The following is an 11876-nucleotide window of genomic DNA, read 5'->3' as shown; positions in this document are numbered from 1 at the left end:
GTCCAAGCGGGTTGAACAGGCCAAACGGAAGGCAGGACGGTTGTGGGCAGATGTGGTGCGTCAGAATCTACCGTGTCTGCAGCGGTCATCCGGGACGCCGATCCATCAAGCGTTGTCGGCGCTTCGGGATTTTGGTTGGGTGTAAAAAAATGGAATACAATATCATCACTTCAAGATGAGGGATGAGAGTCCAAAAGCGCTTACGATATCAATTCCTGAAAATGGTTCGCTAACTAGTGATTGACAACACCCGTAGTGAACCGAAAAAATGTTCTCCACAAAGTCTTGACTGACTCCCCTTTTAATATTTGTTTGACATGCACCGCTGGGCTGCGTCTTCCCATCCATAAAAACAATAATGCGGTAGCACCAGCAATAAACGAAACATGGATATTTACAAATTCACCAACAAAATAACCGACTAACAAAACCGCAAGAACGATCCAAGACAATCGAAACATGCGCACGTCTTTAATAGCTTCGTACGGTTGTTTGACGTGGGATAAATCATAACGTTTCGGAATGTCTTTTCGGAAATATAAGTAAAGTACCCCGATGCTCGCTGCAAGCGAGAAAAAGTTTGGAACAATCATACGCGATGCGTACTCAGCAAAACTAATACGGAAGAAATCCGCAGATACAATATTGACAAGATTGCTGACAACAAGCGGCAACGATGTTGTATCAGCAATAAATCCACTCGCTAAGATGAATGGCAATACGTTTCGCTCATCAAATTTCAAGGCGCGTACCATAGCTAATACAATTGGCGTTAAAATGAGCGCAGCGCCGTCATTTGCGAAAAATGCTGCCACGAGTGCACCGAGAATAGAAACAAATATAAACATTCTGATCCCGTTTCCTTTAGCAGCACGCGCCATATGTAACGCTGCCCATTCAAAGAAGCCAATTTCATCCAAAATTAAAGAAATGATAATGATCGCAATAAAAGCAAGTGTCGCATTCCAAACAATGTTCGTCACATCTATGACATCTTTGAAATCAACAACTCCAACAAGCAATGCTAATAGGGCACCGCCGCATGCCGACCAACCAATTGATAAATTGCGTGGTTGCCAAATGACAAAAAAAAGGGTGATAAGAAAAATCAATGATGCAAGAATAACCGAAAGCAAAAAAGCACTCCTCTCTTTTTATTTACAATGAATGCGAATTCCTTTTTCCTCAAGCCGATGAATGTGTTCTTTTTGATCCGGCAAGTGGGAGAAAATACTTTGAACAAGCGCATAAAACTCATGTTGTTTGTTTAGTGAATAAAACACCCATTGCGCTTTTTTTGTCTCTTTTACTAAACCGTTATCTTTTAATTTTCGTAAATGTTGACTAATGGCTGGTTGGCTCATTTGTAATATGTCAACAAGCTCACATACACAACAGTCTGTTTCGTTCAATATACTGATAATCATCAGTCTAGTTTTATCGCCTAATAGCTTTAACATATTCGCAACTTCTTCGTGATACATATACCTCCCTCCTTCATCCATTAATCATTATATAAGTATATACTTATGTAAAAAAGTAAAGATTTTGTAAAGAAAAAAAGAGCTGATCTATAGATCAACTCTTTTCGCGTAAAACTAATCGTCATCTACCGTCCAAGTTACATTTGTTTTCGATCGTTGCTGTTTCATTTTTCATTCCCCCTTGAACATGTATTTGTTTTCTAAATTAAAACAATCGGTACATTGAACATTTGCGATCCATAATTTCTTCTTCGAGTTGATGAATGAGCTGTTCTTGCTCTATTTCTTCAGCCGTCCATATTCGTCGTTGAATAGAAATTGTTAAAAAAAATAAATGAAACTTCATCGCTTGCTCACCTCCTTTCAATAAAAAATCCGCAAGAGAAGATCCCTTTGCGGACTGGGAATAAAAACCGCAAGGAACAGTACCTTCCTTGCGGCATGTGAGCGCTTATGAAAAGATCAATGATCTTAACATGGGAAGGTTGGACCAATCTTTCTCTGTTCGGTTGTGAAATATGCTACTATCATTATCTTCATGGTCCTTTCCTACCTTCCAAAATAACTTTATGTAGTAAATTATATACATTCATACACGTGTTTGTAAATGGATTTTTTAGAAAAAATTATTAATTAAATATTTACATTTTCCCTTGCTTTTTTTATATTTTCACAACATTTGTTTGTTACATTACCAATGTACTCATATGAAAAGGAGCGAATTCCATGCACAGAAAAAAAGTATTAATTTTAACTGCAAGTTTTGGAAATGGACATATGCAAGTAGCGAAAACAATTGAACAAGAATGCATGCATCAAGGTATTGAGCATGTTGTCATATCGAACTTATTTGCTGAGTCATACCCACGTATGAACCATATGACAGAATATATGTATTTAAAAAGCTACAGTATCGGAAGACCTATTTATCGTTTGTTTTACTATGGCATTGAAAAAATATATGATAAAAAATTTATAAACTGGTCTTATTATATGGGAAAAAAGCGGCTCATGGCACTATTAACGAGTGAAAAACCAGATATCATCGTTCATACGTTTCCGATGATTGGCGTTTCGCAGTTTTTATTTCGCAAAGGGTTTGTCATTCCAACATTTAGTGTGCTAACGGATTATTGTTTACATAAAATATGGATTCAACCGTACGTCGATCAATATTATGTTGCTACAAATGATTTAAAACAACAAATGGTATGTGCAGGTGTTTCCGAATCGAATGTTTGTGTAACGGGTATTCCGATCCGTTCAGCCTTTGAACAAGCCATTCCCCCTTCAGCGATCTATAAAAAATATAATATTTCTTCTGAAAAACCAGTCGTTTTAATGATTGCAGGTGCTCACGGTGTACTAAAAGATATAGAGACGATGTGCAAAACGTTGATTCACGAACATGTACAATTGCTTGTTGTATGTGGAAATAACGAAACGCTTCGAATAAAACTGCAAGCATTAGCAACCCAATTTCCTGAACGTCTTCGCGTATTTGGGTATATTGAACGGATCGATGAATTATTTCGAATTGCAACGATTGCGATAACAAAACCGGGAGGGATTACATTAACAGAAGCTACTGCATTAGGAGTTCCCCTTATTTTATATAAACCGACACCAGGACAAGAAAGAGAAAATGCATTATACTTTTCGAAAAGAGGAGGTGCAATTATTGCAGAACATATTGATGAATGGCATATGCATGTTCGTCGGCTGTTGCGGAATAACGAAGTGCTATTAGATATGAAATATGCTATGCGCTCCTTGTATCACCCTCATGCAGCGACAAACGTTGTGCGTCATATGCTACAAGTGACAAGAGAGAAGTTGCAGACGTTTCCATCTTAAGAGAAGCGTCTTTTTTCTTGAGGTCTTTTGCATTTTTGACTATGATCAAAAAAGAATTATGTAGAAAGGAGAGCTTTATGAAACATACAGACATATACATTTTATGTGGATTTCTTGGAAGTGGTAAAACGACATTACTGAGGCGACTACTACAAAATGAAAAAGAACGTGGACGGAAAGTGGCGGTGGTAATGAATGAAATCGGTCAAGTATCCATTGATTCTCATGCGGTTTCAGAAGACGCAGTGTTAAGTGAATTATTAAGCGGTTGTGTATGTTGCACCATTCAAGATCAATTTGAAGTAGAGCTTTATTCTCTTCTTCAAAAACATGAACTAGATGTCATCTATATTGAAACGACAGGGGTAGCACATCCTGTTGAAGTGCTTGATGCGTGTATGTCGCCATTGTTTGCTGATCGCATTCAAATGGGAGGTATTATTACGACAATCGACGCAACACGTTGGGTGAATCGTCAACAACTCTCCATTCCCCTGCAAATGTTGTTAAAAGAACAAGTTCGTCACGCAGATGTATTAATTGTCAATAAGACAGATATATTACGTCCGGATGAACAAGCGAAATTATCGTTTGAGTTACAAACGGTCAACAGCGAGGCGCGCACAATTTTCACAACGTTTTCTAATGTGCGAATGGAAGATATTCATTTGTTATCGAAGCGGATGAGAAACGAGCATGAGCGAATGAATATCGAAAGACTACGCATTCAAACATACGTACATACATTTACAAGCCCAATTGACTTAGACGTGTTCGAACACTGGGTACGACAACTTCCTGATACTATTTACCGTATGAAAGGATTTTTACGTTTTACTCATACAAGTGGAGTTTACTCCTTTCAGTATGCATACGGTACACCGCTTTATATGAAAGAGGAAATGAATGTCCCGTTACATTTTGTCATGATCGGTGAACAATTGGATAAACAAAAACTAAAACAACAACTCGATGACATGCAAAAAGGAGAAGGTTAATATCCCTCTCCTTTCACTTTCGTCCAAAGTCTGCTTTAATTTCTCCCCATTGTTCGGTTTCCCATTTCATAATTTCATTTGTATAATGGTGCGTGCGCAGCCACACTTCAGCACGTTCAACAAGTTGCCAGACACGTTCTGTTTCAGCGTTGCGAACGAGCGTTGTATTCGCTTTTTTTCCTTTTACCCATTTTATAGCTGTTGCCGAATCAGAATAAATCGGCAAACTTTTGTTTTGTTGTTGTAACCATGCTAATGCGTGGACAATGGCTAAAAACTCCCCAATGTTATTTGTTCCGATCATCGGCCCAACATGGAATAGCTCCTTCCCAGTTTTCGTATGTACTCCGCGATACTCCATCCACCCTGGGTTTCCGCTACATGCCGCATCTACGCAAATACTTTCCTCTACATAGTTCGTTGCATGCACTTTATTTTTTTTTGTTCGGTTTACAAACGGACTAGACGCAAATGCTTGTTCTGCTTCTTCTTTCGATGGAAATGAGCGGTATTTTGCTCCTGGAACGCCAATAACGTATTGTTTACACTCATCCCAAGAAGAAAAAATGCCTGTTTTCGCCCCTTCCCAAACGACATAATATTTTTTCAAATTGTCACATCCTCACAATTGGAATAAAGAAACAAAGTTGAAGATTACAAAGAAGGAATAAAAGAGGAGATATGGCGGAGGAGGGGGGATTCGAACCCCCGCGGGCTTTGACACCCCTATCGGTTTTCGAGACCGACCCCTTCAGCCGGACTTGGGTACTCCTCCACATGGTGGGGTGCCAAAGAAATTATAGCGAAAACGTTATATTTCGTCAATTACCTTTTTTGTTTTTCTATATAGTCAACAAGACCCATTGCACACACTTGTAAATCGAGCTGAAGTAGTTGATATACATCGGCATCATCTGGTACTTGTTGTTTACGCAAAAAAGTGCGAACAATCTCAAATAAACGATTGGAAACAGCCTCTGTTTTTTCTGTAAAAGATTGATTCACTTGTTCATTTACCATATCATGACTGACTTGTACAAAGAGTGGCAGCCAGTAATGGAGCTGATCCCAAACCGCTTGCGTATGTATTGACATACCAAAATGGCCAAAATATATACGATCTGGACGTAACGTCATAAATCTTTCAATCGATGCACGCATCGCCTCGGGATCAAATTGATTTGGCGATGTAGACGGCAGGTATAACTCAACACCGTACGAAAGCAATTGAGGGTAAAAGACACCAGCCGTATCACCTGTAAAAATGCCGTTACTTTTTGGATCATAAATAGAAAAATGGTGATTCGCATGCCCCGGTGTATGCAGAAACGTTAGCGTGCGATCTTTTCCAATTTGTAACGTTTCTCCATCTTCTTTTACAATTAATCGGTCTTCAGGAATTGGAACAATCGGGTCAAATAAAGCGCCAAACGATTCACCATAAACAGCTTTTGCCCCTTCAATGAGACGAGAAGGATCGACCAAATGGCGCATCCCCTTTGGATGAACAAATACGCGAGCATTTGGACAATGTTTTAATAATAATCCAGCTCCACCGGCATGATCTAAATGAATATGTGTAACGATAATGTTTTTTACGTTGTGTAAATCAATAGAGAGTGCTTCTAGTCCTTTAAGTAAATGCGGGATGGAGGGGCTTGCACTCGTTTCAATAATTGTCACTTCTTCTTCTTGAAACACATATGCTCCTGTTCGTTTAGCAGTTTGTAAATCATATAAATCAATAAGCGAGATGCCAAATCCTAAATCAACCGGTTTTGTCATGCGTATTCCCCTTCCTTTATTTGAATCATCCGGATGAAATGATAAATAATTTTTGCTGTTAATCCCCAAATAACTTTATTTTTGTAATAATAAAAATGCTCTTCAATTTGTCGAGGACGCCAATTATACTGTCTTCCTCCCGGGATATGTTCGAATGGGAAATGGTCTTCGGGCTTCGGTTCGAATTGAACACGATATATGTCTGGCTTTGTTTCAACAAAGAAAGATAGCGGAACGGTAAATACTTCTGCCACTTCTTTTTCATTTATTTTCATGTACGTCATATCTACAAAAGCAGCAAACGGATAAATGACCATACCGAACGGTGAAAACACATAATCAAGTGGAACGACATGTGTAATATGTTCTTTTTCAATCCCCAACTCTTCACATGTTTCCCGAATAGCTGTTTCTTGTGGACTTTGGTCACACGGATCCATTTTTCCGCCCGGGAAACAAATTTCCCCTGGTTGACGACGCAACTGTAATGAACGTACTTCAAATAAAACAAATACATCGCCATTTTGACGGACGAGCGGGAGAAGTACGGCATATTTAGAAAATTTATCAAAGTCCATGATCGTTGGTGTTCGCTGTTGCAACTTCTCCATCGCGTTATACAATCTTTTTTTCATCATTAGTAAACATCCCTTTTCGTAAATACGTAAAAAGAAACGATCAGTGCACCAAGCGCCCAAACGGCGAGCACAGTCATTGAAAAGGAAAGTGTCATCCCATCAATCGGTGGCGCTGTTCCGCTAATGTAACTTGTGAGTCGTAAATTTACCATAAACAAATATTTCGCAGACTCCCACGATGATACCATGCTTGATAAAATCGCGCCTGAAATAAGAGCAGCAAGCATAATACCCATTACTGCCGCTGTACTACGTATTAATACGGATAACATAAACGTAAGCGTACCGACGACGAGCGAAACAAAAAAAGCAAGCCCGAATTCAATAAGTAAGTATTTCCATTGCGGAATAAGATGAACAGCTGTTGTATTTAGTTCTTCACCTTGAACCGAAAATCCTGTTAAGAGCGGCAAATTCCATCCACCATATCCAAATACAATGCCAGAGATAGCGTATGATAATAGAGCGACAGAAAATACGATAAACGACGTAGACAAAATCATCGCTATATATTTACTCATTAAAACTTTCCATCGTTTCACAGGACGTGTCAACAATAGTTTGATCGTTCCTCCACTTGCTTCTGATGAGACAAGGTCAGCGGCAATGACCATAACAAGAAGCGGTAAAAACAATTCAATTGAATTTTCGATGAACATGCGCATAAATGTTGGAGCACCGGGTGCCATCGGGTTAATATCGTTGTCTAAATAATATTGTTGTTGCTGTAAACGGATTTTCAGAAACTTTTTCCATTCCTCAGAAATGCCTGTTGAGTTTAAGCGATTTTGTGTGTCGATGATTTGTTGTTGTAGCTGTGTGCGCCAATCTGTCGTTCCGATCCGTTCTCGAATCGTTTCGATTTGTTTAAATTGTGCGTATGTAAATAAGCTAACGAGAACAGCAACGATCGCTGCGATAATAAACAGTCGTTTTTTACGAACAATTTTTAACATTTCATTGTATACAAGATTAATCAATCGTTTCCCCTCCCGTTAATTCAATAAATAAATCTTCCAGTGTCGGAAGTTTGCGTTCAATTCCACTGACATATACCCCTGCTTCAATTAAACGAGCATTGCAACGCGCAATCGTTTCGTTTGATTCATAGATTGTCACGAGCGCTCCATCTTTTTCACCAAGCAAAGTTGTTTCATTTTGTAGTATTTGTTTGGCTGTATCTATCGGATCAACGCTCCAATATGTCCGAGCTTGTTCTTGTAGTAAATGTTCGACCGTATCAATGCGAATAATCTGACCTTTCGACATAATTGCCACACGATCGCACATAAGTTGTATTTCACTCAATAAATGTGATGAGACGAGCACACTTAACTGTTCTTTTTCAGCAAGCGAGCGAATAAACTGTCTCATTTCACGGATGCCGACAGGATCTAAGCCGTTTGTAGGTTCGTCTAAAATAAGTACCGTCGGTTTTCCAAGTAACGCTTGCGCAATTCCGAGGCGTTGACGCATGCCGAGCGAATACGTGCGGACAAGATCATGGATCCGATTTTGTAGGCCGACGAGTTCAACCACTTCTTGAATGCGATGAGCTGTAATTCCTGGAACCATCCGTGCAAAATGCTCAAGATTTTCCCAACCGCTTAAATATGGGTAAAGTTCAGGGTTTTCAACGATACAACCTATATGTTGGATCGCTTTTGTAAATTGTTTTTGTAAATCATATCCGCAAATTGAAATCTTTCCAGATGTCGGTCGAATTAACCCGACGAGCATGCGAATAGTCGTTGTCTTTCCTGCACCATTTGGACCTAAGAAGCCGAACACTTCTCCTTTTTTTAACGAAAACGAAAGTCCTTTAATAATTTCTTTTTTTCCGATTGTTTTTCGTACATGTTGTACAACTAACGTTTCTTCCATTATTTTTCCCCTTTCGTTAACGTAATGAGTGAGGCAACACGTTCACCAATTCGTTTATATCCTTCTTTATTAGGATGGAATTTATCTGTATATAAATAGTCGTTTACTTGTAGTTCAAACAAATCATATGTCGGAACACAAATGATGAATTGATAGTCCGCTGCCACTTCAGATGCGGCATAATTCCAACTACGTACAACAGCAGATGTTTCTTTCCCATTATCTAAATCATTGAACGGATTATATAAAGCAATGTAAAATACAGGCGCTTCGTTATTTACTGTGCGAACAAGCTGAAAAATTGTACGTAGCTGTTGGGCAAATTTCTCTTTTTCTTTTTCTATTTGCGTAGTGGACAAGTCTCTCAATGCTTCGCCACCGCGAAATAAGTCGTTTCCTCCAATCGTCATTAAAATGATGTCGGCTTCTTTTAATTGACGTTGCACTTCTTTTTGTTTGAGTTGGCCAATCAATTGGGCGGACCGTTGCCCTTTAATAGCTAAATTGGTAAATTGAACGTGTTGGCTTGTTTTCTTTTTCAGTTCATCTACGACATAGCCAACGTACCCTTTCCCTGTTTCATCCCCCGTTCCGCGCGTTAATGAATCACCAAGCGCAACAATGGAAAGTGAGCCACTTTTCTCCATACTTAAAGTTGTTGGTTTTTGCTCTTGTTTTACTGAGGAAGCCTTGTAAAAAAATTGGTCTTGAATAGTGACGATTAAGCCGATAGCCCATAGTACTGTTGTTGCAACACAAATCGCCACAATCATCCCGATGATTCGTTTAGACACAATACCACCCTTTCGTTATGTTCTATGTATCATCATAAACGATTTACTGTTCAAACACATAATGAAAACATGCAAAAAAGCGAGCACAATCGCTCGCTTTTAAAATTTTGCTTGATAATGTTCAATTTCCCAAGCATGAACAGCTGTTCGATAGCTATCCCATTCGTTCTTTTTCATTGCGATATATTCGTTAAATACATGGTCACCTAATGTATGACGTCCAATTGTTCCATTTTCTAATTCTTCAATCGCTTTCCCTAAACTACCTGGAAGGTTTTCGATACGAAGCTCTTTACGACGTTCATTCGTCATATGGAAAATATCTTCGTCGATTGGTGCTGGACAAGTGAACTCTTTTTCTACTCCATCAAGCCCTGCCTCAGCAATAACTGCAAACGCTAAATACGGATTGGCAGATGGATCTGGACAACGAAGCTCAACGCGTGTTGCTAATCCTCGTTTTGCAGGGATGCGAATTAATGCGGAGCGGTTTGATGCCGACCAAGCAATATAACAAGGCGCTTCATATCCTGGGACGAGACGTTTATACGAGTTGACTAATGGATTCGTAATGGCTGCGAAACTTTTTACATTGTGCAATAAACCAGCAATAAATTGATATGCTGTTTCAGATAATTGATTGTCATCCGACGGATCAAAAAACGCATTTTCCCCATCTTTAAATAGCGAAATGTTTACGTGCATACCTGAACCGTTAATACCGAAAATCGGTTTTGGCATAAATGTGGCATGCAATCCGTATTTTTTAGCAATCGTTTTTACAACCCATTTATATGTTGTTGCATTGTCAGCGGAACTGAGCGCATCTGCATATTTAAAGTTAATTTCATGTTGACCTTCAGCCACTTCATGATGCGAAGCCTCAATCGTAAATCCCATTGCTTTTAATGCACGATAAATGTCTAAGCGAACTCGTTCACCGAGATCTTTTGGTGATGGCTCAAAATAGCCGCCGTTATCTTGTGGTGTTGTTGTCGGATTCCCATTTTCATCCGTTTTAAACAAGAAAAACTCTAATTCAGGACCAACGGAGATCGTATATCCTTTTTGTTTCGCTCGTTCAACTGTTTTTTTCAATACGTTACGTGGATCGCCGTCAAATAACGTTCCGTCTGGATTCATCACAGAGCAAAGAAAACGTGCTTCTGCGTATCCATCTTCTACTGTCCACGGTAGTACCGCAAACGTTTGTAAATCAGGAAGTAAATATAAGTCTGAGCGATTGATTGGTGAAAAACCTTTGATAGAAGATCCATCAAACATCATTTTTCCTTGTACTACATCATCTAGTTGTTCCGCTGTCACTGTGACGTGCTTTAAAACCCCTTCAATATCAACAAATTGTAAATGTAATAGTTCTACATGTTTTTGTTTAATGATTTCTTTAATTTGTTCAAGCGTTGAAGTGTTTGTTTGTTCAGAGACGAGCAGCTCATTCATGTTACATTACCTCACATTCTTATGTATATTTTTATAACATGGATTTATTATATGGAATCATTCCTCATTTTTCAATAGTTTTTTATTAAATTTTCTGTATTTTTATTTTTAAAAAAACACGCTCATCAAGAGCGTGTTGAACAAACAAAAACGACGGAAACCCTGCCTCTCTTCCGTCCTTGCAGCTCCGAAGCTGCGCCAGTGAGAATTTGTTTCGTTGCATATAAAAAGCATATAAAAACGGGATCTCACGAAAAGCGAGATCCCGTACGTTTGACTATTTATGCTTTTTGGACGTTTGCCGCTTGCGGCCCACGGTTGCCATTCACGATGTCAAATGTTACTTTTTCGCCTTCTTCCAACGTTTTGAATCCAGTACCTTGGATCGCTGTGAAGTGAACGAATACGTCTGTACCTCCGTCCGTCTCAATGAATCCAAAACCTTTTTCTGCGTTAAACCATTTTACTTTACCTGTGTTCATGTGAAATTCCTCCAAAACAATTTTAAAAATTGACCACCGTTTCATTACTCATAAAACAAAAGCTACACTTTCGTCAAGTCCTTATAAGATGAACCTGACAAAGGTGCAGCTTATAACGATCATTGATATAACGAACGAAATGGTACTTCTTAAGTATATAGGCTTGAAATAAAAATGTCAAATGTTTTTTTTATTTTGAGTCAGTCAAGACTTTGTGGAGAACATTTTTTCGGTTCACTACGGGTGTTGTCAATCACTAGTTAGCGAACCATTTTCAGGAATTGATATCGTAAGCGCTTTTGGACTCTCATCCCTCATCTTGAAGTGATGATATTGTATTCCATTTTTTTACACCCAACCAAAATCCCGAAGCGCCGACAACGCTTGATGGATCGGCGTCCCGGATGACCGCTGCAGACACGGTAGATTCTGACGCACCACATCTGCCCACAACCGTCCTGCCTTCCGTTTGGCCTGTTCAACCCGCTTGGAC

Annotated in this window: 12 protein-coding genes, 1 tRNA gene and 3 pseudogenes; 3 read left to right on the top strand and 13 right to left on the bottom strand. The window is 39.1% G+C overall.

The genetic code is table 11. From position 1 onward, the window contains the following. Positions 1 to 145: pseudogene (locus tag LH47_RS15505) on the top strand (UPF0236 family protein); the annotation flags it as partial. A 151-nt stretch (positions 146 to 296) separates the two neighbouring features. Here the strand turns inward: LH47_RS15505 and arsB are convergent. From arsB to LH47_RS15500, 3 genes and pseudogenes are all read right to left on the bottom strand, one after another. Then, positions 297 to 1136: pseudogene (arsB, locus tag LH47_RS12810) on the bottom strand (arsenite/antimonite efflux transporter); the annotation flags it as partial. Positions 1137 to 1154: 18 nt separating this feature from the next. Next, entirely contained in the window at positions 1155 to 1484 is a 330-nt protein-coding gene (locus LH47_RS12805; protein ID WP_043968114.1) for an ArsR/SmtB family transcription factor, read from the bottom strand. Positions 1485 to 1689: 205 nt separating this feature from the next. Then, positions 1690 to 1830 carry a YrzI family small protein gene (locus tag LH47_RS15500; RefSeq protein WP_084221335.1) on the bottom strand — a complete coding sequence of 47 codons (141 nt, stop codon included), beginning with the start codon at positions 1828 to 1830 and terminating at the stop codon, positions 1690 to 1692. 380 nt (positions 1831 to 2210) lie between these two features. Here LH47_RS15500 and LH47_RS12800 point away from each other — a divergent pair, with 380 nt between their 5' ends. Both LH47_RS12800 and LH47_RS12795 read left to right on the top strand, forming a co-directional pair. Further along, the gene (locus LH47_RS12800) at positions 2211 to 3341 is read left to right on the top strand and encodes a diglucosyl diacylglycerol synthase (RefSeq protein WP_043968112.1); all 1131 of its coding nucleotides are present in this window, start codon (positions 2211 to 2213) and stop codon (positions 3339 to 3341) included. A gap of 77 nt (positions 3342 to 3418) precedes the next feature. After that, on the top strand, positions 3419 to 4339 hold the full coding sequence (locus tag LH47_RS12795) for a CobW family GTP-binding protein (RefSeq protein ID WP_043968110.1): 921 nt from the start codon (positions 3419 to 3421) through the stop codon (positions 4337 to 4339). A gap of 13 nt (positions 4340 to 4352) precedes the next feature. On the opposite strand, the gene LH47_RS12790 is transcribed toward LH47_RS12795, so the two are convergent. The 10 genes and pseudogenes from LH47_RS12790 to LH47_RS15495 form a co-directional block, all read right to left on the bottom strand. Beyond that, complete coding sequence (locus tag LH47_RS12790) at positions 4353 to 4949, bottom strand: ribonuclease H1 domain-containing protein (protein ID WP_043968107.1); 597 nt, start codon at positions 4947 to 4949, stop codon at positions 4353 to 4355. Between the two features lie 72 nt (positions 4950 to 5021). Then, positions 5022 to 5114: transfer RNA gene (locus LH47_RS12785), tRNA-Ser, on the bottom strand. Positions 5115 to 5164: 50 nt separating this feature from the next. After that, entirely contained in the window at positions 5165 to 6124 is a 960-nt protein-coding gene (locus tag LH47_RS12780; protein WP_043968104.1) for an MBL fold metallo-hydrolase, read from the bottom strand. After that, a complete protein-coding gene (locus LH47_RS12775) occupies positions 6121 to 6759 on the bottom strand; it encodes an NUDIX hydrolase (RefSeq protein WP_043968116.1) in 639 nt (212 codons plus the stop codon). The genes LH47_RS12780 and LH47_RS12775 overlap by 4 nt, the downstream gene beginning before the upstream one ends. A gap of 2 nt (positions 6760 to 6761) precedes the next feature. Further along, the gene (locus LH47_RS12770; protein ID WP_043968102.1) at positions 6762 to 7742 is read right to left on the bottom strand and encodes an ABC transporter permease; all 981 of its coding nucleotides are present in this window, start codon (positions 7740 to 7742) and stop codon (positions 6762 to 6764) included. Beyond that, on the bottom strand, positions 7735 to 8646 hold the full coding sequence (locus LH47_RS12765; protein WP_021095098.1) for an ABC transporter ATP-binding protein: 912 nt from the start codon (positions 8644 to 8646) through the stop codon (positions 7735 to 7737). Before LH47_RS12765 ends, LH47_RS12770 begins: the two co-directional genes overlap by 8 nt. After that, complete coding sequence (locus LH47_RS12760) at positions 8646 to 9440, bottom strand: SGNH/GDSL hydrolase family protein (RefSeq protein ID WP_043968100.1); 795 nt, start codon at positions 9438 to 9440, stop codon at positions 8646 to 8648. Before LH47_RS12760 ends, LH47_RS12765 begins: the two co-directional genes overlap by 1 nt. A gap of 99 nt (positions 9441 to 9539) precedes the next feature. After that, positions 9540 to 10901 carry a type I glutamate--ammonia ligase gene (glnA, locus tag LH47_RS12755; RefSeq protein WP_043968098.1) on the bottom strand — a complete coding sequence of 454 codons (1362 nt, stop codon included), beginning with the start codon at positions 10899 to 10901 and terminating at the stop codon, positions 9540 to 9542. A 281-nt stretch (positions 10902 to 11182) separates the two neighbouring features. Further along, on the bottom strand, positions 11183 to 11383 hold the full coding sequence (locus LH47_RS12750; protein WP_003398700.1) for a cold-shock protein: 201 nt from the start codon (positions 11381 to 11383) through the stop codon (positions 11183 to 11185). 348 nt (positions 11384 to 11731) lie between these two features. Beyond that, a pseudogene (locus LH47_RS15495) lies at positions 11732 to 11876 on the bottom strand (UPF0236 family protein); the annotation flags it as partial.

It is taken from the genome of Anoxybacillus thermarum (assembly GCF_000836725.1).
Lineage (GTDB): Bacteria > Bacillota > Bacilli > Bacillales > Anoxybacillaceae > Anoxybacillus > Anoxybacillus thermarum.
This window is presented reverse-complemented; position numbering and strand designations above follow the sequence as displayed.